Origin of the sequence: Umezawaea sp. Da 62-37 (genome assembly GCF_032460545.1) — a bacterium.
GTDB lineage: Bacteria > Actinomycetota > Actinomycetes > Mycobacteriales > Pseudonocardiaceae > Umezawaea.
This window is the reverse complement of the sequence record NZ_CP135965.1, coordinates 2,652,314-2,676,137: the sequence shown is the minus strand read 5'-3', so window position 1 is coordinate 2,676,137 and position 23,824 is coordinate 2,652,314. Positions and strand designations below refer to the sequence as shown.

The 23,824-nt window shown below is 72.8% G+C and carries 13 protein-coding genes; 3 read left to right on the top strand and 10 right to left on the bottom strand.

Going from position 1 to position 23,824, the window contains the following annotated elements:
* The first annotated feature begins 43 nt into the window (after positions 1-43).
* Complete coding sequence (locus RM788_RS11570) at positions 44-976, top strand: PLP-dependent cysteine synthase family protein (RefSeq protein WP_315931614.1); 933 nt, start codon at positions 44-46, stop codon at positions 974-976.
* Here RM788_RS11570 and RM788_RS11565 read toward each other — a convergent pair.
* The gene (locus RM788_RS11565) at positions 973-2,184 is read right to left on the bottom strand and encodes a multidrug effflux MFS transporter (RefSeq protein WP_315931613.1); all 1,212 of its coding nucleotides are present in this window, start codon (positions 2,182-2,184) and stop codon (positions 973-975) included. The genes RM788_RS11570 and RM788_RS11565 overlap by 4 nt on opposite strands.
* A 119-nt stretch (positions 2,185-2,303) precedes the next feature.
* Between RM788_RS11565 and RM788_RS11560 the strand changes: the two genes are divergently transcribed.
* The gene (locus RM788_RS11560; RefSeq protein ID WP_315931612.1) at positions 2,304-4,556 is read left to right on the top strand and encodes a hypothetical protein; all 2,253 of its coding nucleotides are present in this window, start codon (positions 2,304-2,306) and stop codon (positions 4,554-4,556) included.
* Between the two features lie 521 nt (positions 4,557-5,077).
* Positions 5,078-7,996 carry an AfsR/SARP family transcriptional regulator gene (locus RM788_RS11555; protein WP_315931611.1) on the top strand — a complete coding sequence of 973 codons (2,919 nt, stop codon included), beginning with the start codon at positions 5,078-5,080 and terminating at the stop codon, positions 7,994-7,996.
* A gap of 121 nt (positions 7,997-8,117) precedes the next feature.
* Here the strand turns inward: RM788_RS11555 and RM788_RS11550 are convergent, their stop codons facing one another.
* From RM788_RS11550 to RM788_RS11510, 9 genes are all read right to left on the bottom strand, one after another.
* Positions 8,118-8,975: a M23 family metallopeptidase gene (locus RM788_RS11550; protein ID WP_315931610.1), complete on the bottom strand. Its 858-nt coding sequence runs from the start codon at positions 8,973-8,975 to the stop codon at positions 8,118-8,120.
* Between the two features lie 90 nt (positions 8,976-9,065).
* Positions 9,066-10,193 carry a C40 family peptidase gene (locus RM788_RS11545; RefSeq protein ID WP_315931609.1) on the bottom strand — a complete coding sequence of 376 codons (1,128 nt, stop codon included), beginning with the start codon at positions 10,191-10,193 and terminating at the stop codon, positions 9,066-9,068.
* On the bottom strand, positions 10,187-10,633 hold the full coding sequence (locus RM788_RS11540) for a hypothetical protein (protein WP_315931608.1): 447 nt from the start codon (positions 10,631-10,633) through the stop codon (positions 10,187-10,189). The genes RM788_RS11545 and RM788_RS11540 overlap by 7 nt, the downstream gene beginning before the upstream one ends.
* 203 nt (positions 10,634-10,836) lie before the next feature.
* Positions 10,837-12,174 carry a phenylacetate--CoA ligase PaaK gene (gene paaK / locus RM788_RS11535; protein ID WP_315931607.1) on the bottom strand — a complete coding sequence of 446 codons (1,338 nt, stop codon included), beginning with the start codon at positions 12,172-12,174 and terminating at the stop codon, positions 10,837-10,839.
* 97 nt (positions 12,175-12,271) lie between these two features.
* The gene (locus RM788_RS11530; RefSeq protein ID WP_315931606.1) at positions 12,272-13,558 is read right to left on the bottom strand and encodes a cytochrome P450; all 1,287 of its coding nucleotides are present in this window, start codon (positions 13,556-13,558) and stop codon (positions 12,272-12,274) included.
* Positions 13,555-14,415 (bottom strand): SDR family oxidoreductase, encoded by an 861-nt coding sequence (locus tag RM788_RS11525; protein ID WP_315931605.1) that lies wholly within the window; start codon positions 14,413-14,415, stop codon positions 13,555-13,557. The genes RM788_RS11530 and RM788_RS11525 overlap by 4 nt, the downstream gene beginning before the upstream one ends.
* The gene (locus RM788_RS11520; RefSeq protein ID WP_315931604.1) at positions 14,412-15,722 is read right to left on the bottom strand and encodes a phthiocerol/phthiodiolone dimycocerosyl transferase family protein; all 1,311 of its coding nucleotides are present in this window, start codon (positions 15,720-15,722) and stop codon (positions 14,412-14,414) included. The genes RM788_RS11525 and RM788_RS11520 overlap by 4 nt, the downstream gene beginning before the upstream one ends.
* Positions 15,719-16,870, bottom strand: a complete 1,152-nt coding sequence (locus tag RM788_RS11515) for an FAD-dependent monooxygenase (RefSeq protein ID WP_315931603.1) — start codon at positions 16,868-16,870, stop codon at positions 15,719-15,721. Before RM788_RS11515 ends, RM788_RS11520 begins: the two co-directional genes overlap by 4 nt.
* Positions 16,867-23,820 (bottom strand): non-ribosomal peptide synthetase, encoded by a 6,954-nt coding sequence (locus tag RM788_RS11510; RefSeq protein ID WP_315931602.1) that lies wholly within the window; start codon positions 23,818-23,820, stop codon positions 16,867-16,869. The genes RM788_RS11515 and RM788_RS11510 overlap by 4 nt, the downstream gene beginning before the upstream one ends.
* Between the last annotated feature and the right edge of the window lie 4 nt (positions 23,821-23,824).

Below are 23,824 nucleotides of genomic sequence, written 5' to 3'. Positions count from 1 at the left end.
GCCCGGTACGGTCCGCTGGTCGGCCCCGACCAGGAGGAGATCCGTGAACTTCCCAGGCGTTCTCCCGTCACCCCTCCAGGCCATCGGCGGCACCCCGGTCGTCCGCCTGCGGCGCGTGGTCCCCGACGGGGCCGCCGAGGTGCTGGTGAAGCTCGAGGGCGGCAACCCCACCGGCAGCTACAAGGACCGGATGGCGCTGGCGATGATCGAGGGTGCCGAACGCCGGGGTGAGCTGACGCCGGGGCGCAGGGTCGTCGAGTTCACCGGCGGCAGCACGGGCTCGTCGCTGGCGTTCGTGTGCGCGGTGAAGGGCTACCCGCTGTCGGTCGTGTCGTCCGACGCGTTCTCGCCGGAGAAGCTGCGCACCATGCGCGCGTTCGGCGCCGACCTGACCGTGGTCCCCAGCGACGGCGGCCGGGTCACGCCCGACCTGTTCGAGCGGATGCGGGACGAGGTGGCGCGGATCGCGGAGCGCGAGGGCGCGTTCTGGACGGACCAGTTCCACAACGCCGACGCCCTCGACGGCTACACCGGGCTCGGTCGGGAGATCGTGGACCAGGCGGGCGCGGTCGACGCGTTCTGCGCCGCCGTCGGCACCGGCGGGATGCTGATGGGCGTCTCGGCCGTGCTGCGGGAGGCGGGGGAGGTGCGCGTGGTCGCGCTGGAACCGGCCACGTCGCCGGTGCTGACGAAGGGCACGAACGGCCCGCACACGGTGGAGGGCACGGCGACGGGCGTGGTGCCGCCGCTGCTCACGTCGGGCGGGTACGACCAGGCGCTGGCGATCGACGAACCCGAGGCGCGCGAGCTCGCCCTGCGGCTGGTGCGCGAGGAAGGCGTGTTCGCCGGGACGTCGTCGGCGCTCAACGTCCTGGGCGCGATCCGGATCGCGCAGGAACTGGGTGCGGGGCACACCGTGGTCACGGTCGCGGCGGACACCGGGTTGAAGTACCTCGCGGGGACGTTGTTCGACTAGCGGGCACCCGGCCGGTTGAGCACCGCGGACACGACCAGGGCCAGCACGGCGAAGCCCGCGATCACCAGGGCCATCGGCAGCGCGGTCCCCGGTCCGCCGAGGCCCACGAGCGGGGTGGCCAGGCAGCCGCCGATGACGAACTGGAGCACGCCGAGCAGCGCGGACGCCGATCCGGCGGCCTTGGCGTGTTCGGCCAGGGCCAGCGAGGTGGCGTTCGGCAGCACGATCCCGACGGCGGACACCAGCAGGAACAGCGGGACCAGCAGCCCGACCAGGCCGAGCCCGAACAGGACCGCGGCCAGCACGCCGAGACCGCCCACGGCGGCGAGCACCAGTCCGGAGAACAGCAGCGCGTGCTCGCTGAACCGGCCGACCAGCCTGCGGTTGACGCCGCCCGCGATCATGATGCCCACGCCGTTGAGGCCGAACACCAGGCTGAAGCCCTGCGGGCTCAGGCCGTACACGCCCTGCAACGCGAACGACGAGCCCGAGATGTAGGCGAACATGGCCGCGAACAGCAGACCCGACGCGAGCGCGTAGCCGATGAACGAGCGCTCGGCGAGCAGCCTGCCGTAGGTGCGCAGCGCCGAGCCGAGGCGGGCGGGGGAGCGCAGCGAGGGCGGCAGCGACTCGGGCAGCAGCAGCGTGACGACGATCAGCAGCAGCGCGCCGAAGGCCGCGAGCACGTAGAACACCCCGCGCCACGACGTCCAGTTCAGCAGTTGGCCGCCGATGAGCGGTGCCAGGATCGGGGCGAGCCCGTTGACGAGCATCAGGGTGGAGAAGAACCTGGTCATCGCGATGCCGGAGAACAGGTCCCGCACGGTCGCCCTGGCGATCACCAGGCCCGCGGCGGCGCCGAGCGCTTGGAGCGCGCGGGCGGCGATCAGGACGCCGCTCGTCGGGCTGATCGCGCACAGCAGCGAGCCGACGACGTAGAGGGCGAGTCCGGCCGCGAGCGGGCGGCGCCTGCCAAGCGAGTCCGACAGCGGGCCGAGCACGAGCTGGCCCAGCGCCAGGCCGACGATGAACGACGTGAGCGTGAGCTGCACGGTGGCGTCGGCGGCGTGCAGGTCGTCGGCGATCCGGGGCAGCGCGGGCAGGTACATGTCGATCGACAGCGGCCCGAACGCGGTCAGTCCACCCAGGACGAGTGCCGCCCTCAGCACGCTCGGCCTCGTCCGGACGTCCTCGACCACCGTGCTCATCGCTCTCCCGCCATCGTTGCACCCGCCAAGCAGCACAAAGCGGCGCGACCTCCCCGCCTATTCCCCTTTGTGGGCGGGAACACCGTGTGGACGGACGCTGGGGCCTAAGCTCCTCCGGTGTGATCACACCGGGGGCGGGGTCGTCGATGGACCCAGGCGAGTTCCAGCTCTGGGTCTCCCTGAACGAAGCGCGCGCCGCGGACGACACGGGGACCAGGACGGCGCTGCTGGAGGACCTGGTGGTCCGGGCGGGCGACGAGGACGTGCCGAGGGTGCTGTTCCTGGCCCGCCGCGACCTCGCCGACGCCTACCGCCGCCGCGGCCACTGGGACCTCGTGTACCGGCTGCTCCACGAGTGCCTGGCCGACCACGACCGGCGGCCGTGGCGCTTCACCGAGGAGGACGTGGCCGCGCTGCTCCAGTGGTACGCCTGGCTCGTCGAGTGCATGGTGGACTTCCCGGACTTCGGCCTCGACGAGATCGACCGGGCGCTCGACGACGTCGAACACCGGTTCCTCGCCGCCGGGCGCGATCCGCACGAGGTCCACTCGGTGCGCCGGGGCGTGGCCGCGCACCTCGGCGACTGGGAGGCAGCGGAGCGCGCGTTCCTGCGGTGGACGGCGACGGCCGCGGTCGACGAGGACGACCGGTGGCTCGACGTGGTCGGGATCGAACAGGCACTGGCCCGCGGCGACGCCGACTCGCTGGCCCGCGCGCACGCCCTCGCCGCACCGTTCCTCGCCGAGACCGCCGTCTCCGACGAGCCGACCGCGCTCGTGCGGTGCCTGATACTGTTGCCCCTGGCCGAAGCCGGCCGGTGGGACGAGGCGGTGCTCACCTACCGGCGCCTGCTGCGCGGCATGTCCGGCGAGGTGCAGTCGTTGGAGGACCACGGCAGGCTGGTCGAGTTCTGCGCGCTCACGGGCAACGAGGCCGCGGGCGTCGACCGCCTCAGCCCGATGAAGGGCTTCGAGTCGCGCAAGCGCCCGCTGGCCACCATGGAGTTCGCCACCTCGGTCACCGTGCTCGCCGAAGCCCTGGTCCGGACCGGCCGCGGCGACACGCGCCTCGACCTCGGCGACGACCCGAACTCCGCGCCCTTCCACGTGGTCGCGAAGCGGATGCGCCGGATCGCGCTGGAGTCGGCCGAACGGTTCGACCGCCGCAACGGCTCCACCGTCGTGAGCGACCGCGTCCTGACCCGCCTCGCCGCCCGCCCGCTCGCGGACTTCCTGCCGCTGGGACCGACCAGCCGCCCACCGCTGCGCGCCGTGACAGCGGGACTGCCGGACGCCGTGCTGCTGGAACGCGCGCGACAGCACGACCTGCGCTGCGAACAGGACGAAGCCCGCGCCTGCCTGGCCGCGATCTCCACCGACCCCGCGGAACCGGTCGCCGCCGGCGTCGCCGAACTGCGCGCGAGGTTCTTCCAGGACGAGCAGACCGAAACAACCCTCCGCCACTCCGTCGAGGTGCACCGGCGGTACGGGGACCACCGCTCCGCACTGCTCACCCACTGCTGGCTAGGGCTCTGGATCGTCTACAAAGGACGAATTGACGAGGGGATCACCACAACCGCGAGCGCCGTCACCGAACTGCGCACCTCGGGCGACGACAGCGCTTGCGCGTGGGGCGAACACTGGCTCGCGCACGTGCTCGCGGGACAGGGCAGGAACGAAGAGGCCCACGAAGCCGTCACACGCGGCAAGCGCCACGCCGAAACCGCGCACGACCTACTCGCACTCGGCTCACTGCTGGACCTCGAAAGCGGACTCGACCCCACCAACGCGATCGAACCGACTTCCGCCGCCCTGTCGACGTTCATCAAGGCCGATGCCCCGGAGAAGGCCCTGGAATCACTGGCACGCTTGAAGAACTCCTACGACCAACTCGATGACCAGGCATCGTTCCGTTCACTCGTCGACCACCTCCTGACAACCACCGGCCCGAACCGCCTGCACGGCCACCTCCGCTACCTCCGCGCCTGCGCACTGATCGCCGACGGCAACCCCGCCGACGCCGCCGACGACCTCAACGAGGCCATCGGCCAAGCCTCACTGCGCGAAGGCGCGAACATCGAACTGTGGTACCAGTCCGCCCACGCCAACTACGCCGCGGGCCGCCACGAAGACGCCATCGACGCGGGCCTGACGGCCGCCAACTGGCTCGACCACCTCCGCGACACCGAAAACCAGGCCTGGTCCACCTGGGCGGACCAGGCCCGCTACCTGGTAGCCCAGAGCTACCTCCACCTCAACGACCACCAGGCAGCACTCCGCGAACTGCGCAGGCTCACCAACAACCACGGCCCCTTGTCCGCCACCGCCTTCATCGCGGGCACCGAACTACTGGAACAACTGGGCCACCACTAACAACACCAAGCCCGACCCGCACAAGCACCACACAACCGAACAAGCACCACCCATGCCAACAAACCGAGCGCGCCCGCATCTGTTCGGCCGACTTCACTTGGGGTTTTCGGCCCTACCCTCGCGGCGTCGGGCCGGGCTTCACCACCTGCTCTTCAAGACCGCCGAGGGCCGAAAAGAGGGGCCCCAAGTCAAGTCGGCCGAACCCGGAGAACGGCGGCCACCGATGACCGGTTTTGAGGTACAAGCCCACCAACCCGGCGACAACGCACCACACCCCCGCAAAGACAACCGACAGCCAATCGACACCCACATCCCCGTCTCGATTGGCTTCCCCTATCCCACAACACTTACCCCGCACCACCTCCCATCAATGCTTGACAGCCCCAATGGAGAACTGTTGGACTGTCGCCTTGAAATTCTGGGGATCAAGGCAACTTGTTTGAACACGCGTGCGTCACCACACAGCGAGACGCGGTCGACGACCGCGGACCAGGATCGGCCGATGTGTGTCTGGTGGGCAGATGAGCTGGTCGTTCGGTGTTCTGGGGCCGCTGGAGGTGCGGTGGGAGGACCAAAGTCTCCTCATCGCCGCCCCCCAGCAGCGGCGGTTGTTGACCACGCTGCTGCTCAGCGCGTGCCAGGAGGTGTCGGTCGAGACCCTGCTCGCCGTCCTCTGGGAGGACGAACCCCCGGCCAGCGGCCGCAAGGTCATCCAGGTCTACGTCTCACAACTGCGCAGGCTCCTGGCCGTGGGCGACGGCGTGGCACTCGCGGGCTCCCGGCAGGGGTACCGGCTGGACATCCCGCCCGAATCGCTCGACCTGCACGCGTTCCGCGACCTGGTGCGCCGGGCCACGGCCACGGCCGACCCGGTGACGGCCGACCTCTCGGCGGCGGGCGCCCTGCTCCGCGAGGCGCTGGACCTCTGGCGCGGTGACCCGGTCCCGGACCTGCGCCACACCGGCCGCGGCGGTCGACTGGGCGCGGCCCTGGAGGAGGAACGGCTCAGCGCGGTGGAGTACCGCGTCGACGCCGACCTGCGCGCGGGCAGGCACCGCGACCTCGTTCCGGAGTTGACGGCCCTGGTGGCCGACGAACCCCTGCGCGAACGCTTGCGCGGCCAGCTGATGCTCGCACTGCACCACTCCGGCCGTCAGGCCGAGGCACTCGCGGTGTTCGGCGAGGGCCAACGCCTGCTGTCCGAGGAACTGGGCCTCGATCCGGGGCAGGAACTGCGGGCGCTGCACGCGGCGGTACTGGCCGGTGACGTCCCCTGCGCGCCCGAGGCGGCCCCAGAAGAACGGTTCGCGCCGCGGGAGCTGCCGGTGAACCCGGCGGTCTTCGTGAACCGGGACCGCGAACGCGGAATGCTGCTGGACCTGCTGGCGCGCGCCGAGCGGGAACCCGTGGTCGGCGCGGTGCACGGTCCCGGCGGGCGGGGGAAGTCCGCGCTGGTCCTGCGGGTCGCGCACCTCGCGGCCGGGCTGTTCCCCGACGGCCAGCTCTACGTGGACCTCCAGGGCTCGACTCCTGGCCGTGAACCGCTCGACGCCACCCACGTCCTCCAGCGCTTCCTGCGCGCGCTCGGGGCGCCGCCGCCCGCCGTGCCGTCGCAGCCGGCCGAGGCCGCCGCGCTGTACCGGTCGCTGCTGGCCGACCGCCGCGTGCTCGTGGTGCTGGACAACGCGGTCGACGCGAGCCAGGTCATCCCGCTGCTGCCCGCGGGGCCCGGAACCGCCGTGCTGGTCACGAGCAGGCGCATGCTGGCCACTGTGGACGGTCTGCACCTCGGCCTGGATCCCTTGGCGGAGAACGAGGCCGTCGCACTGCTCGACGCGGTGACCGGGCTCGTCACCGACGAGACGAGCAGGCGCGCGGCGGCCGAGGTGGCGCGCAACTGCGGCTACCTGCCGCTGGCCCTGCGGATCGCGGCCGCCCGGCTGCGCAGCAGACCGGACTGGACGCTGGCGTCGCTGGCCCACCGCCTCGACGACGAACGGCACCGGCTCGACGAACTGCGGTTCGACGACCTCGCGGTCCGGTCCAGCGTCCGGCTCAGCTACGACGAACTGCTCCGCGACGGTTCCGCGCGCGGGCGGGAGGCCGCGCACGCCTTCCGGCTGCTGGGTCTGCTCGCCCTGCCGACGTTGCGGCTGCCGGTCGCGGCGGCGCTGCTGGGGCTCGGTCGGATCGAGGCGGAACGGGCGATCGACCCGCTGGTGGACGTGGGACTCGTGGAGGTCGAGACGTCCGGCCAGTACCGCATGCACGACCTGCTCCGGCTGTTCGCGATCGAGGAGGCCGAACGCGAGGAGCCCGCGGGGGAGCGGTCCGCGGCGATCACCCGCGCGCTGCGGCACTACTGCCGCACGCTCGACGCCGTGCAGACCACGTTGCGGCCGTTGGACGTCGTGCACTCCTCGGCCGCGGGCCCGCCCGAGCCGCACGGCGGCATCGACGAGTGCCTGGCGTGGATGGCCGACGAGACGCCGAACCTGCTCGTGGCCGCCGCGCACGGCGCCGCCCGGCCGGAGACCGCGCTGCCCGCGCTGGAGATCGCCCGGATGCTCCAGGAACACCTGTGGAAGCAGGACCAGCACGCGGAGATCGAGGAGACCGGGCGCATCGCGGTCATCGCGTCCGCGCACGGGCTCGATCCGGGGACCGAGCACCTCGCGCTGGTCGTGCGGGCCGTCGCAGACCGGGGCGCGGGTCGTTACGGCCAGGCGCGCGAACGGTTCCACCGCGCGCTGGCGCTGTGCGAGGCCGACGGGGACGAGGTGGGCCGGGCCCGCGTGCTGGTCAGCCTCGGCGGGCTGCTCACCAACTACATGGGTCTGGCCGTGGAGGCGGTGCCGCACCTGGAGGAGGCGCTGGAGATCCTGCGCGGGCACGGCGCTCCGGGGACCGCCGTCGGCACGCTGCACGTGCTGGCTCGCGCGCACCACCTCGCGGGTCGCGCCGGGACGGCCCTGTCGCTGGCGAACCACGCGCTCTCGCTGGCGCTGGCGAACGACGCCCCGCACAGCATCGCGATCTGCCTGGCCGATCTGGGGCTGCTGTACGGGGATCTCGGTGACTTCGAACGGGCGCTGGCGCACCTCGACGAGTGCATGGCCAGGGCGCGGGAGGTCGGCAACCGCGAGGACGAGTGGACGACGCTGCTCAGCCGTTCCGAGGTCCACCTGCGGCGCGACGACGTGGACGCGGCGCTCGCGGACGCGCGGCGGTCGTTGACGATGACCAGCCAGCTCGGCAGCGCCTACGGTCGGGCGGCGGGACATCGGCAGGTCGCCCGCGCGCTGCTGGCCGCGGGGTGCGAGGCGGAGGCGGAGGTGCACCGGACGGCCTCCCGGACCCTGTTCGACGGGGCCGACGTGCGGCTGCCCGTGTTCTTCGAGTCGTTCCTCGGCTACCTCGACCCGGTCCTGGTCGACTGACCAGGACGCGGCGGTGAGCCGCCCCGGCATTGGGGTACCGGGGCGGCCCGTGACCGCTACTGGGATCCGTTCCGCGGATCTCGGGTCCGACTACCGCGGACCCGGATCCTGGGCGCGGGTCCTAGCCGCAGTGCTCGAACCCACTGGTGTAGGTCGAGCCGTCAGCGGAGCCGCCCCACTTCACGCAGGTGTCGGCGGCCTGCTTGCGGACCGGACCGGCGTAGTAGGAGAAGCTGCCGGAGTCGGTCGTCCTCGCACTGCCCTGGACCTCGAGGAACGCCGAGGTCGTCGAGCCGGTGCCGAGCTTCGTGTGCTTCATCGTGACGACGCAGTTGTTGCCGTTGCTGGCGTTGTAGGTCAGGTAGACCCGACCCTTGGTGCTCAGCGCCGCGGAGTCGACGACCTTGTAGCCGGAGCCGCACACCTCTTCGGCGTCGTAGGGGTTGTCGTCCCCGCCGCTGCCGCAACTGTTGTTGCTCTTGTAGCTCTTCGAACCCCAGTAGAGGGCGGTGGTGCCGTTGAACTTGGCCTTCACGGCCGCGCCGTCCTGCCGCTCCTCGAAGTGCAGGTGCGGGCCGGTCGAGCCGCCGGTGCTGCCGACGTTGCCGATCGTCTGGCCGAGGGACACGCTCTGGCCGACCGACACCCGCTGGGCGGAGAGGTGGGCGTAGCGCGTGGTCCAACCGCTGCCGTGGTTGATCTCGACCCACCGGCCGTAGCTGGTGGAGCCCTCGTTCTCGACACGGCTGACCGTGCCGGAGGCGGCCGCGACGACGGCGTCACCGTCGTCGTTGGCCCGGTTGAGGTCCACGGCGTTGGCGGGGCTGTGGTCGGAGCGGGTCTGCCCCTCCCACGTCTGCCCGCACGGGAACGGGAGCTGGAACGTGGGTGCCGCCGCCGCCACCCCCGTGCCGATGGTCAGGGCGCCGATGCCGACCAGCAGGCCGAGGCCCGCGGCCGCGAACTTGTTGAGCTTCATGCGTTTCTTGGTTTCCCTTCCCAGAGGTCCCGGCGATCGAGCCGGAACCGATCACTGCGACCCGGCGGGGGTTCCCCGCCGGGCGGACGGTCAGGTGATGTAGCGGACGGCGTGAGCCATCCAGTTCGCCTGGCCGTAGGTGGAACGGATGTGGACGCTGGTCGCGTCGCGCGGCGGGGCGGACTCGAGGACCTGGCCGCCACCGAGGTAGAGCACCACGTGCGTGGTGGTGGTGCGGTCGTCGCCGTCGCCCCAGAAGATCAGGTCACCCGGCAGCAGCGCGTCGAGCGACACGAAGTGCGCGCTCTTGTACTGCGCCGTGGTGTTCGCGCCGATGTCGATCCCGGCGCCCTTCCAGAACGCGTAGAGCGTGAAGCCGGAGCAGTCGAACCCGAAGCGGCCGTAGTCGTCGCCGTTGGCCGGGTTCCCGTCGGGGTAGTGGTGGATGCCGTAGGACGGTCCGCCCTTGCCGCCGCCGCCCCACGAGTACAGCAGCCCCTTGCCGAGCTGCGACTTGGCCGCGGCGATGACCCGGTCCACCTTCTGCTGGCGGGTGCCCGTGGTCGGGCCCGCAGGACCGGTGTTGCGACCGTGGGTCCCGGTTCCGCTGCCGTCGCGCAGGCCGTCGGTGTCGCACCGCGGCAGTCCTTCGACGAACCCGGTGATCCCGGTCTTCACGTACTCGTCGGGCACCCACAGGTTCGCCGTGGTGTGGTCCCAGATCGCACCGCCGGACAGCGCCTGGCAGTCGACCGGCACCGCCTGGCCGGACTTGTACTTGTCGACGACCGCGCCGGGCGCGGTCGCCGCCTCGCCCTTGTTCTTGCGGCCGTTGAGGTCCGCCTTGGCCGGGTACGACTTCGGGATCGCGCACCTGGACATCACCATGCCCGCGGAGTTCGTGTCCACGTAGGCGTCGGGAACCCACAGACCGTCGTCGGTCAGGTCCCAGATGTCGCTGCCGCCGTAGCTCGGCCCGAGGTCCTGGCACACCAGCGTCACGCTGCTGCCCGCCGGGTACATGTCCGCCACCCGCTTCGCGCCGACGGCCACATCGGGATCCTTGACGGTCCGACCGTCCAAGGAGGTCTTCACCGGGTAGGTCTTCGTCGCCGCGGTCGCGGTTCCGCTCCAGACCCCCATCCCGGCCCCGACGAGGGCGAGCCCGACCAGGCCGACCGCCGCCCGGCGGAGGACGTCCGCTGTGCGGGTCAGCACCGGATGTCCGTCTTGCCGAACTCCTGGCGCGAATCGCTGGGCAGGGTGCCGATGGCGTGGGTGCAGACCGACAGCGTGGCGGTGCCGGACGACCAGTTCTCCACCTTGTTGTTGTTGCACTTCAGGCCTTCGAGCGTGAACGGGCCGCTCGAACCGGTCGCGACGCCGGTGCACACCTCCCAGCTGCTGTGGTTGCTCCGGTACCCCTCCCACACGTAGGTGTAGGCCCAGTTCTTGCCGCAACCCTTGAACTGCTTGACCGAGGCCACGTTCGCGCCGCCGACCGTCACGTGGCCGGTGACCCCGATCTGCGTGACGGACGAGCACGACGGGTTGGTCTCCGCGCTCGCCGGTGCGCTGAGGACAAGACTCGCGCCGAGCCCGAGCGCGGCCGCACCGGCCACCACTGCGGCTCGGCGGGCGATCGTGCCGATGGACATGTTGCTCCCCAGGAAAACCGTGACCGTCGAGCGTTCCCCCGGCGTCCGGAGGTGCTCGACCTGACGCGGCGAATACTGGGTGGCTGGGGTATCGGAACGCCTAAGTGTCGGTAAACCGGCAGGTGGAAAGCGCTTCACCCCGCACCGGGGGGGAACCGCGGGCCCACGTCGCCGACGCGGGCGGTGCCGGTCAGGTCCCCGGGTCACGCGGGCGGGCGCTGGTCGATCACCCGGCGCATCTTGCCCACCGACCGCTCCAACGACTCCGGATCCACCACCTCGACGTCGACGTTCACGCCCACGCCGTCCTTCACCGCCGTGCGGATCTCCGCGGCCGCCCCGCGCCGCCCGTCGGCCGAGGTGTCCGGCCTGGCCTCGACGAGCACGGTCAGGTGGTCCATCCGGTCCTTGCGGGTCAGCAGCAGCTGGAAGTGCGGCGCCACCCCGTCGACCCGCAGGACGATCTCCTCGACCTGGGTGGGGAACAGGTTCACGCCGCGCAGGATGATCATGTCGTCCGTGCGCCCGGTGACCTTCTCCATCCGCCGGAACGCGGGCCGCGCCGTTCCCGGCAGCAGCTTCGTCAGGTCGCGGGTGCGGTACCGGATGATCGGCAGCGCCTCCTTGGTGAGCGAGGTGAACAGCAGCTCGCCGTCCTCGCCGTCGGGCAGCACGGCGCCGGTCAGCGGATCCACCACCTCGGGCAGGAAGTGGTCCTCCCACACGTGCAGTCCGTCCTTGCTCTCGACGCATTCCTGCGCCACACCGGGCCCCATCACCTCGGACAGCCCGTAGATGTCGACCGCGTGCAGGTTCGCGCGCTCCTCGATCTCGACGCGCATCCGCTCCGTCCACGGCTCGGCGCCGAAGATGCCGACGCGGAGCGAACTGGCCCGAGGATCGATGCCCTGCCGTTCGAACTCGTCCAGCAGCGTCAGCATGTACGACGGCGTCACCATGATCACCTCAGGTCCGAAGTCCGTGATGATCTGCACCTGCCGCGCCGTCATCCCGCCCGACGCCGGGATGACCGTCGCCCCCAGCTTCTCGACTCCGTAGTGCGCGCCCAGCCCGCCCGTGAACAGCCCGTAGCCGTACGCCACGTGGATCTTGTGCCCCGGCCTGCCGCCCGCCGCGTAGATCGACCGGGCCATCACCGTCGCCCACGTGTCGATGTCCTTGCCGGTGTACCCGACCACCGTCGGCTTCCCGGTCGTGCCGCTGGACGCGTGGATGCGCCGCACGTCCTCCTGCGGCACCGCGAACATGCCGAACGGGTAGTTGTCGCGGAGGTCGTGCTTCGTCGTCGGGGGGAACTTCGCCAGGTCGGCCAGCTCCCGGCAGTCGTCCGGGTGCACCCCGGCGGCGTCGAAGCTCGCCCGGTAGAACGGCACGTTGTCGTACGCGTGCCGCAGCGTCCACCGCAGGCGCTCCAGCTGCAACGCCCGGAGCTCGTCGACGCCGAGCCGCTCGACCTCGGTCAGCTCGCCTGGTGAGGGGGCTTCCCCGAGCCGCTTCGCGTCGTCGTGCCTGGTCGCCACAGGTGGGCTCTCCCGTCATCGGGCGTTACCGACCGAATGGACGGTAATTAGCCCGCTGACCTCCGTCAAGGGCACGATCGGGCGCCGGTCGCCTCCCTCACCGCGGTGACACGGGGATGCTCAACGCCCCTCGGATGTTGCGCGACCGCCGTCGCACCACGGGCCCGCTGATCCGCAGGTCGGGGTACCTCTCGAACAGCATCCGCATCCCCACGGCGGCCTCCAGGCGGGCCAGGCCCGCGCCGACGCAGTAGTGGATCCCGGACGAGAACGACAGGTGGTCCCGGCTGTTCGGCCGGTCCAGGTCGAGCACGTCCGGGTGCGGGAAGACGTCCGGATCGCGGTTGGCCCCCGCCAGCAGCAGCACGACGAGGGACCCCGTCGGCAGGTCGACCCCCTCCAGCGTCACCGGCTCGAACGTCGCGCGGACGGTGTACTGGACCGACGAGTCCCACCGCAGCACCTCCTCCACGGCGTTCTCCGCCGACGAGGGCGAGGTGATCACCCGCTCGCGCGCCTCGCGGTGGGTGAGCAGGGCCAACCCGGCGTTGCCGATGAGGTTGAGCGTCGTCTCGTACCCGGCCATCATGAGCAGCTCGCAGGTGGCCAACAGGTCTTCGCGCAGGAATTCCTCCGACCCGGACTGGGCCCTGATGACGCTGCTGACCAGGTCGTCGCCGAGGTCGCGCCGCCGCCCGTCGATCAGGTCGACGAAGAACGCCTCCAGGTCGACCAGCGCGGCTCGGACGCGGGCCAGTTCGGCGGCGGAGCGGACGCCGTCCAGGGTCGCGCCGAGCACGGTGCCCCAGCGGATGAACCGCGCGTAGTCGATCTCGGGGATGCCGAACATCTCGCAGATGATCCGGATGGGGATGCGGGCGGCGAAGTCGTCCACCAGCTCCCACTGGTCGCGGCCCTCGACCTCGTCCAGGAACTCCCCGACGACCTTCTCCACCAACGGCGTCAGGTCGCGCAGCGCGCGGGGGGTGAACCACGGCGCGACGGTGCGGCGCAGCCGGGTGTGCCGGGGCGGGTCGAGGGCGATGAACGAGTCGTCGACCGGGTGGATCGGCCGTTGCCCCTTGCTGTCGAGCAGCAGCTTCTTCATGTCCATCAACGACGCCCGCGTGTCCACGCCGAACCGCGGGTCGCGCAGCACGGAGTCGTTGACCCGGTGCGAGGCAGACACGTGCATGCCCAGCCCGCTGCGGCTGAGGTCCCCGAGCGACCGGGCGTGCTCGTAGAACGGGTACGGGTCGGTGTCGCGGCCCGCGGTGAGGATCCGGGCCATCGGGTCGCCGCGCCACGCGAGCGGCCTGGTCACGGCCTTGAACCCCAGCAGCATGGCGCGCAGGCGCAGGGACCGCGCGAACGACGTGGTCATCGGTGGCCTCCGGAGGACGCTGTGGCGAAGACGAGGTCGAGCAGCGAGTCGGGCAGCAGCCGGTACAGCACGCTGCCCGCGCGCGCGTCCGGGCCGACCTGGTAGCGCGATCTCGGGCGGCGCGCCCCGAGCACCCGCGCCACGGTCCTGGCGAAGTCGTCGGGCGCGGTCCCGCTCCGCCTCGCGCGCCTGTCGTTGGCGGCCAGGAAGTGCCGGAACGGCAGGCGGTACAGGTCGGCGACGTCCGGGTCGGCGGTGTCCAGCAGGTCGTCGCCCTGGGTGGCGAGCTTGGTCCAGATCGGGGTCATGATCGCGCCGGGCTGCACGACCGACACGGCCACGCCGAGCGGCCGCAGCTCACGCCGCAGCGCGTCGCTGAGCCCCTCCTTCGCGAACTGGGACGCTGCGTACGCGCCCAGGAAGGGCGAGGCGATCCGGCCGAGGCCGGAGCTGACGTTGACGACCCGGCCGGACACCTCGCGCAGCAGCGGCAGGAACGCGTTCGTCACGGTCACCGCGCCCACCACGTTGATCTCCAGCTGGTCGCGCAGCCGTTGCGGGGCAAGGCATTCCAGCGGTCCCGGCACGCACACGCCGGCGTTGTTCACCAGCCCCCACAGCCCGCTCCCGACCGTCTTCACCGCCGCCTGCACGGTCGCCGCGTCGGTCACGTCGAGCATGACCGGCCGCAGCCGGCCGGAGGTGGAGGCGGAGACCAGCGCGTCGCCGTCGGAGTCCCGCCGGACCCCGGCGAACACCCGGTAGCCGAGCCGGTCCAGGTGCAGGGCGCACGCCCTGCCGAGCCCGGAGGACGCTCCGGTGACGACGACCGACCGGTCGTCCGGTGAGACCCTCATGTCGCCTTCCCGAGTGCCGAAAGCAGGACGTCGACGCTGTCGGTGGCGATCCGCTCCGCGCGGTCGGTCGGCACGGCGTCGTCGATGTAGGAGAAGTTCCACGACAGCTGGTCGTGGCTGGTGTTGACGGTCCCCACGAGGTACCCGCTGATCGACGGGCCCGCGACGAACTGCGCCTCCGACAGCCGCCACGGCCCGATCGCGTCGGGGAAGTGGTGGCGGCCGATGTTGGACAGGCACAGGTTCCCCGGCCCCCACGCCTCCACCAGCCCGCGGAACGAGGCGCTCTCCGCGAGGCCGTGCGGGCAGACCCAGCGCAGCAGGTTGATCGCCGCGAAGTGGTCGCCGCGCCGTTTTCGCCGGGCCACGTCCTCGCTGATCGACCTGGCCGCGGGCCAGAACGGCTCGCCGGGCCCGAAGTCGACGAACGACGGCACGGTCGCGATGTACGCGCCGACGTCGCGGTCCGACACCGGCCGGGCCAGCTCGCCGCGGAAGTCGACGGGCGAGCCGATCGCGAACGCGCACCGCCCGGCCACGTCGGCGTCCCGCGCGACCGCGGTGATCATCGCCGCGGCCAGCGCGCCGTGCACCGTGGAGCCCTCCCGCTTGCACGACCGGGACAGCGCGTCGAGCTGGGCGAAGTCCAGCGCCCGGTGGACGAACCGCGACCGCCGCCGCTCGTCGGGCACCACCTCGCTGGGCACCAGGCGCCGCAGCGTTCTGCGCCGCAACCGCCACTGGTCGGGGAGCACGCGCGAAGCGATGCCCAGCGCGGCGCCCAGCGCCCGGTGCCGGGCGGGGAACATGTCCTCCGGCGCGGGCAGCGGGGCCAGCGGGACCGCGGATCCCGGCCGTTCCGCGAACTCCAGCAGCTCCCGCAGCAGCGCCAGCGCGGTGACCGCGTCGGCGACGCAGTGCGACACGACGAGGATCAGGTCGTGCTCGTCGTCGCCGTGGCTCAGCAGGACCGCGCGGCACAGCGTACCGGCGGCCAGGTCGACGCGGTCGACCAGCTCGCGCTCGTTGACCTCGTGCTCCCAGCGCGCGTCGCCGTCGACCACCCGGAGCGGGATCGGGGTCCCCGTCCCGGTGGCGAACTCGGGGTTGGCGTCCGCCGGGTCGGCGACGATCGTGGCGCGCAGCAACGGATGCCGGAGCTGCAGCGCGTCGAGTCCGGCGCGGATCGCCCGCGGCGCCAGCGGTCCGCGCACCCGCACGCGGGCGACGACGTTGAGGGGGGAGAGCCGGTCGGCGATCCAGTACCACCGCTCCACCGGGCTCAGCGGCCGGTTGACCTCGGTCACGCGCTCCTCGTTCCTGTCGTGGCGGGGAAGGTGAGGGCGGACTCGTTCAGCCTGCGCAGCAGTCGTTCCGGCATCCACCGGAACGACGCGTCGCGCACGAACCGCGCCCCCGGCGGCCCCGCCTGCTCGAACCGGCTCAGCGCGCGGGAGGCCCGGACCACCTGCCGGGTGCGCGCCCGCCGCTCGTCCTCGTAGCGCCGCAGCGCCCGTCGTGGATCCGTTTCCCCTGCCAGGCAGCGCGCGAGCACGACGGCGTCCTCGATGGCCATCCCGGCGCCCTGGCCGAAGCTCGTGAGCATCGGGTGCGCGGCGTCGCCGAGCAGCGTCACCGGGCCCTCGCCCCACTTCCGCAGGAACGGCCGGTCGCGCGCGGCCAGGCCGACGATCGCCTCCACGGGGGTGGCCTCGACCGCGGCCCGCACCTCGTCGGCCCACCCGTCGTACACGCGGAGGACCTGCTCCTTGCCGCCGTCCCACTCGCGGACGTCGCCGGTGCCCCACCAGTAGACGCGGCCGTGCCCGATGTCGACGAGCCCGAACCGGCTGCCGCGCCCCCAGTAGTGCGCCACGTGGCCGTCGGGCAACGCCTTGTGCCGGAACGGGATCGTGGCCAGCCAGCACAGGTATCCGGCGTCGCGGGGTGTCTCCGGTCCGGTCAGCTGCGCGCGCACCGCGGAGTGGAACCCGTCCGCCCCGATCAGCACGTCGCCGCTGGCCACCCGGCCGTCGGCGAAGTCCACCCGCACGCCGTCGCCGTCGGCGGTGAACCGGGTCGCCGCGGCGCCGGTCGCGATCGGGCAGTCACCCGCCGCCTCGAGCAGCGCCTGCCGGAGGTCGGCCCGGTGCACGCACACGCTGGGCGCGCCGAGCCGGTCGCCGATCGACTTCACCGGCACGGCCCTGATCGGGCGGCCGTCGAAGGTGTTGAGGCGGAACGACTCGATGGCCCGCCCGCGGTCCTCCAGCGCCAGCTCGATGCCGTGCCCGCGCAGCGCCGCGACGGCGTTGCTCATGATCGACAGCCCGGTGCCCGCGGCCCGCGGCTCAAGGGCCCGCTCGTACACCTCGACCTCGATCCCGACGCGGCGCAGGGCGACGGCGGTGACCAGCCCGCCGATGCCCGCGCCGACGACGACGGCCTTCGTCACCGGTCCTCGCCCCCGATCAGCTCGGACAGCGCCTTCGCGACCGCGCGCACGTGGGGCTCCTCCATCATCTCCAGGTGGTCACCGGGCACGTCCACGACGTCGAGGCGGCCGCCGACCAGGCCGCCCCACCCGTTGGTGGGGTCGCGGTGCAGGCTGCGGGCGGCGTCGTGCGCCGGTTCGAGCAGGCTCGGCAGGGCGGCGGTGGCGCGGATCAGCGCGACGTCCTCGGCCAGCACGTCCGGCCGGTAGTCCAGGACCGCCCGCCAGTTCGCCGCGAACACCCCGAACAGCCGCCGCACCACGGCCGCCGGACTGCCCGGCGGCAGCACCCCCGCGTCGACCGCCAGCCGGGCGGCCTGCTCGAACCGGTCGCCTTCGGGCAGTCGCGGGACCTCGCCGCCGCGCAGGAGTTCCCACAGGAACCAGGCCAGCAGCACGTCGTCGGACACCTCGTCGCGCGGCCCCGCCGCCAGGGCGATGGTGTCGATCAGCACCAGCCGTTCGACCTCGTCGCCCTCCTCGCGGATCAGCCGGGCCATCTCCACGGCCACGAACCCGCCGAACGACCAGCCCGCGATCAGGTACGGCCCGGTGGGGCGCACCCGGCGCACCGCGTCGAGGTAGCTGCGGGCGAGGTCCCGGACACCGCGCAGCGGCTCGGTGCCGGGCTCGCCCCCGGCCGCCTGCAACGCGTACAGCGGCCGGTCGCCGGGCAGGTGCCGGGCCAACGGCAGGTAGCACAGGACGTTCCCGCCGATCGGGTGCACCAGGAACACCGGCGGCCGGGTCCCGTGCTCGCGGATCGGCACCAGCGGGTCGAAGCGCGCGGTGGCGTGGTCGGACCGCAGCCGCTCGGCCAGCTCCGCCGCGGTGGGCGCGGCGACGAACGCGGACAGCGGGATGTGCACGCCGTAGCGCTTCTCCAGCACCACGACCAGCCGCATCGCCGTCAGCGACGTGCCGCCCAGCGCGAAGAAGTCGTCGTGCACCCCGAGTTCCGGCACGCCGACCAGGTCGGCCAGCACCTCGACCAGCACCCGCTCGTACTCGTCGCGCGGCGGCGGGGACGCGGTGGCGACCGCCGTCGTCGGCGCGATCCGGCGCAACGCCGCGTCGTCGCGCTTGCCGCTCGGCGTCCACGGCAGGCTCGGCAGCCACTCGAAGTGCGACGGCACCAGGTGTTCCGGCAGCACCGCGCGCACGGCCGCCCGCAGTTCCCCGGCGTCACCGGGGTCGCCGACGAGGAACGCCACCAGGTGCGCCTCGCCGTTCTCCCGCCGCCGCGCCACCACGGCCACCTCGTGGAACCCGAGCGCGGTGATCGCCAGCTCCACCTCGGCCGGTTCGACCCGGTAGCCCCGGATCTTGAGCTGGGAGTCCCGGCGGCCGAGGCAGACCAGGTCGCCGTCGGGCAGCCGCAGACCGAGATCACCGGTGCGGTACAGGCGTTCGCCGTCGACGTGCACGAACCGGTCGGCCGTCAGTTCCGGTCGGTCGTGGTACCCGGTCGCCAGGCCCTCGCCACCGATGTGGATCTCCCCGCGGACGCCGACCGGGACCGGCCGGGACCGCTCGTCGAGGAGCAGCACCCGCAGCCCGTCGAACGCCCTGCCGATCGGGGGCAGCGCGGGGAAGCCCATCGGGTCGCCGGACATCGTGAACGTGGTCGCGACGTGCGTCTCGGTCGGCCCGTACTGGTTCTCCAGCAGCAGCCCCGGAACGGACGCGCAGAACCGCCGGATCTCGTCGGTCACCCGCAGCTGCTCGCCCGAGGAGATCACCGCCCGCAGCGCGCGAGGCGCCACGCCGAGCGCGTCCGCGGCCTCGGCGAGCTGCTGGAGGGCCACGTAGGGCAGGAAGATCCGCTCGACCCGCGCGCTGTCCAGCAGGCGCAGCAACGACACCGGGTCGCGTCGGTCCACATCGGACACCAGCTCCAGCGTGCCGCCGCCGCAGAGCGTGGAGAAGATCTCCTGGAACGACACGTCGAAGCCGATCGGCGCGTACTGGAGCGTGCGCCCGCTGACGACGCCGGTGGCGGAGCGGTTCTGGCCCGCCACCACGTTCGCCAGCGCCCGGTGCGGCATCACCACCCCGTTCGGCGTGCCGGTCGACCCCGAGGTGAACAGGACGTAGGCGACGTCGTCCGGTGACACCCCCAGTGCCACCGGCTCCCCGTCGCCCGTCAACAGCACCTCGGGGTCGAGCGCGACCCCCGCGTCGGCCACCAGGTCAATATGTCCTTCGTGGACCACCACCCGGAACGGCCGGACGTCCTCCAGCACCGCGGCGATCCGGGCCGCCGGGTAACCGGTGTCGAGCGGCACGCACGCCCCACCGGACTTCGCGATCCCCAGCAGCACGGCGACCAGCTCGAACGACCTGTCCATCGCCACGCCGATCCGCGCCCCGCGCGGAGCGCCCTGCGCCACCAGGTGGCGCGCCACGCGGTTCGCCGCCCGGTCCAGCTCCCGGTAGGTCCACGTGTCGCCGCCGAACGACAGCGCGGTCGCGTCGGGCGCCTGCGCGACCCGCCGCTCGAACTCGCGCACCACGTGCGGCGGCTCCTCGGCCACCAGGAACCCGAAGTCGACCGGCTCGTCCGGCCGGTCGACGATCCTGGTGAGCAGGTCGGTGTAGGTGCGGACCAGCAGTTCGGCCTGGTCGGCGGTGAACCGCGGCGCCTCGCAGTCGACCCGCACCCGGATCCGGTGGTCGACGGGGTCGACGAACGCGGTGACCACCAGCGCGAAGTTCGTCTCCTCCCACACCTCGAACCCGAGCAGTTCCACGTCCGGCAGCGCCAGCACGGGCTCGACGACGTGCAGGTGCACGTGGTTGAACGCGGTCTCCAGCACCGGCCCGTCGTGGCCGCGCCGGATCTCGCTGATCGGGAAGTGCCGGTGCGGGTGCCCAGCGACCTCCTGCCGGTGCAGCCCGCGCACGACGTCCAGCCACGTGCCGGGACCGCTGTCGACGCGCACCGGAAGGGTGTTGAGGAACAGCCCCGCGGTCCGGTCCGCGCCCGCTTCCTCCGGCCTCGCGTGCGTGACCAGCCCGGTGACCAGGTCGCCCTGCCCGCAGAACATCCGCAGCGCCAGGCAGTGCGCGGCGAACAGCACCGACTTCACCGGTACGCCGTGCTCGCGGGCGAACCCGCGCAGCCGCGCGTCGAGACCGGTGGGCAGGGAGGCCGACCGCACGACGAGTTCGCCGCCGCCGGGTGCCGCGTGCGCCCCGAACCCGGTCGGCAGCGCGGGCGTCGTGCCCTCCAGCAGCCGCCGCCAGTACTCCCGCGGCACGTCCGACGCGAGCGCCCGGCGTTCGTCGAGCACGTGCCGCGCGGCCGTCGGCGGCGGGTCGTCGGACACCGGGCCGATGCCGGACCCGATGGCGTGCAGGTAGTCCTGGAGGAGTTCGCGCACCAGGCTCGCCACGCTCCAGCCGTCCAGGACGGCGTGGTGGAAGCTCAGCACGAGGTCCACCCGGCCGTCGGTGAGGACGTGCGCGCGGAACAGGTGCAGCGGCGGCCGGTCGAACTCGTAGTCGTGGAACCGCCGGTCCTCGACGTGCTTGCGCACCTCCACCTCGGCCTCGGCGGGGTCCACCGCGCGGAGGTCCACGACGTCCAGCCCGCCGTCGACCCCGGCGCGGACGACCTGCAACGGCGTTCCCGACAGGTCGAACGACGACCGCAGCACCGGGTGCCGGGCGACCAGCGAGGCGAACGCGCGCCGGAACCCCGCCTCCTGCCAACGGATTCCCAGCGTGTAGCGGAAGACGTCGTGGTACACGGCGGACTTCTCGTGCGCGCGGCTGTGGTAGAGCAGGCCGAGCTGCAACGCGGTGACGGGGTAGGCGTCGACGGCCTCGGCCAGCCCGGCCCGGTCCACGGCGGGCACGAGGTCGAACGGCTCCAGCGCCACCACGTCCTCGCCCGCGGTGACCTGGGTGGCCAGCGTGGCCACGGTCGGGTGCCGGACCAGGTCGGACAGGCTGAAGTGCAGGCCCAGCTTGGCCGCTTCGGCGCGGATCCGCATCGACAGGATCGAGTCGCCGCCGAGCGAGGCGTAGTCGGTGCGCACCCCCACCGTCGGCACGTCGAGCACCTCGGCCCACACGGCCGCGAGCGCCGCCTCCACGGCCGTCGTCGGCGGGTCGTCCACGTCCTGGTGGGTCGGGTCGGGCAGCGCGTTCCGGTCGGCCTTCCCGTTGGGCGTCAACGGGACGCGGTCGATCCGGACCAGGTGCGCCGGGACCATGAAGTCCGGCAGCGCCTTCGCCAGGTGCTCCCGCGCCACGTCGATTTCCCGGTCGGCCACGTAGTACCCGACCAGCCGCACGCCGTGGGCCGTCGGCCGGTCCACGACCACGGCGTCGCGCACACCGGGGCAGGACGCGAGCCGGTCGCGCACCTCGCCGAGCTCGACCCGGTTCCCGCGGATCTTCACCTGGCCGTCCTCGCGGCCGAGGTGCTCCAGGCTCCCGTCGGCCAGCCACCGGGCGACGTCGCCGGTCCGGTACATCCGCCGCCCCGGCACGAACGGGTCGGCCACGAACCTCGTCGCGGTCAGCCCCGGCCGGTCCAGGTAGCCCCGCGCCACACCGACGCCGGACACGCACAGCTCACCCGGCGCGCCCGTGGGCTGCGGGAAGCCGTACCGGTCCAGCACGTACAGCCGGGTGTTGTCGATCGCCCTGCCGATCGGGACGCGCGGACCGGGGACGCAGTCGTGGAACGACACGTCCACCGTCGCCTCGGTCGGCCCGTAGAGGTTGACCAGCCGCGCGCCGCCGAGCACCCGGTAGAACCGCCCGACCAGCGCGGGCGACAGCGCCTCACCGCTGCAGAACACCCGCCGCAACGACGTCGCGAGGTCCGGTCGCGCCTCCACCTGGTCCAGGAACGGCCCGAGCATCGACGGCACGAAGTGCGCCACCGTGACCCCGTGCCGCCCGATCGCCCGCAGCACCTCGAGCGGGTCCTTCTCCGCGCCCGGTTCCAGCAGCGCCAGCCGCGCCCCGGCGATCGCCCACCAGAACAGTTCCCAGACCGACACGTCGAAGGACACCGGTGTCTTCTGCAGCAGCACGTCCCGCTCGTCGAGCGGGTACCGCCGCTGCATCCACTCCAGCCGGTTCACCACCGACCGGTGCTCGACGGCCACGCCCTTCGGCCGCCCGGTCGAGCCGGACGTGTAGATGACGTAGGCCAGCCCACGGGGGTCGGTCGCGACGGCGTCCAGGCTGCCCACGAGGTCGTCGACCCTCCGCACCAGCGGCCCGTCGAGCGCGGTCGGGCCGTCCACCAGCAGGACCTCCGCCCCGCTGTCGGCCAGCATGAACCGCAGCCGGTCCTCCGGGTAACCGCGGTCCAGCGGCACGTACGCCGCGCCCGCCTTGAGGATGCCCAGCAGCGCCACGAGCAGGGGCCGTCCCCGGTGCAGCAGCACGGCCACCCGGTCGTCCGGCCCGACCCCGTTGGCGCGCAGCCCGGCCGCGACCCGCTCGGCCCGCACGTCCAGTTCCCCGTAGGTCATGGGGGAGTCGCCGAGGACCGCGGTCCGGCCCGGCCCCAGCGCGACCCGGTCCGCGATCAGCCCGTGCAGGGTGCGGTCGCCGACCGGCACCACGGGGGCGTCCGCGGCCACGAGCCGGTGGTGCTCGGCGGCGGTGACCATCGGCAGCGCCGCCAAGGGGTACGCGGGCTCGGCGAGGCCGCCGTCCAGCAGCGCGCGCACGTGCCGCGCCATCGCCTCGACCGGGAAGTCCACGTCGAACACGTCGCACGCGTAGTCCAGGTCCACCACCACGTCGGCGGTGTCGTCGAACTCGGTCAGCACGACCGCCAGCGCGTCCTGGTCGTGCGAGTGCCCGACACCGGCCATGTCGCGGGCCACCCCCGGGATGGCCGCGCGGCCGGGGTAGCGCATGTAGGAGACGGTCACGTCGAACAGCTGCCGGGGCGACCCGGCGGGCAGCGCGCGCAGCAGGTCGCCCAGCGACAGCCGGTCGCGCCGCTTGAGCCCGTACGTCCTGGTTCGGACCTCCGTAGCCAAATCCCGCAGCGTCCGGCCGCCCGGCACGGGCAGGCGCAGCGGCAGCGTGCTCGCGAACTGGCCCACGGTCCGCTTGTCGGCGAACGTCCGCCGGTTCAGCGAGGGCACGCCGATCACCACCTCGTCGACGCCGTGCACCCGTGCCAGGTAGGCCGCGAACGCCGCCGTGACCGCGGTGAACGGCGAGTGCCCGCCCGCGCGGATCCGGTCGACCAGCTCGCCGGGCAGCACGAACCGGTGCCGCGCGGTGGTCCGCGCGCCGCTCACCGCCCTGCGGGCGAACAGGGCGGGTTCGACGCCCGCGAGGAACCCCCGGTGGAACTCGCGGTCCGCCTCGAAGTCCGCCGACTCGCGGTACCGGCACTCGCGGTCGACGAACGGCAGGTAGGAGCGGACGGGGAAGTCGAGCGGCTCGCCGGTGCGCACGACGTGCGCGTAGTCGTCGAGCACCTGGGTGATCGCCTGGTGCAGCGCCCAGCCGTCGGCCACCACGTGGTGCGCGGCGATGCACACGTGCACCGCGGCGGTGCCCTCGACGAGCAGCGCCGCCCGCACCACCGGTCCGCCGCGCAGGGGGAACGGCCGGTGGAACACGCCGTGGATCCACGCGTCGCACGCCGCCCGGTCGGCCAGTTCCACGACCTCCGCGGGCGCCGGTTCGGGATCCGGCCACTGGTGCGGCACGCCGTCGTGCTCGTCGAAGCGCAGTCGCAGGGCGTCGTTGCGGTCCAGTGCCCGCGCCAGGCACGCCCGCAGCACGGCGACGTCGACCTCCCCGGTGAGCCGGTCGAGGGCGACGGAGTTGTGCTGCGCGAGGTGCGGCAGGTGCGAGGCCGCCGCCCAGATGTCGCGCTGGGCCGCGGTCAGCGGAATGCGGGTGGAACGGGTCACGGTG

Coding starts and splice junctions, on each gene's coding strand:
- RM788_RS11555 (WP_315931611.1), top strand. CDS start 5,078: ATGAGCTGGTCGTTCGGTGTTCTGGGGCCGCTGGAGGTGCGGTGGGAG.
- RM788_RS11540 (WP_315931608.1), bottom strand. CDS start 10,633: ATGTCCATCGGCACGATCGCCCGCCGAGCCGCAGTGGTGGCCGGTGCG.
- RM788_RS11550 (WP_315931610.1), bottom strand. CDS start 8,975: ATGAAGCTCAACAAGTTCGCGGCCGCGGGCCTCGGCCTGCTGGTCGGC.
- RM788_RS11530 (WP_315931606.1), bottom strand. CDS start 13,558: ATGACCACGTCGTTCGCGCGGTCCCTGCGCCTGCGCGCCATGCTGCTG.
- RM788_RS11565 (WP_315931613.1), bottom strand. CDS start 2,184: ATGAGCACGGTGGTCGAGGACGTCCGGACGAGGCCGAGCGTGCTGAGG.
- RM788_RS11525 (WP_315931605.1), bottom strand. CDS start 14,415: ATGAGGGTCTCACCGGACGACCGGTCGGTCGTCGTCACCGGAGCGTCC.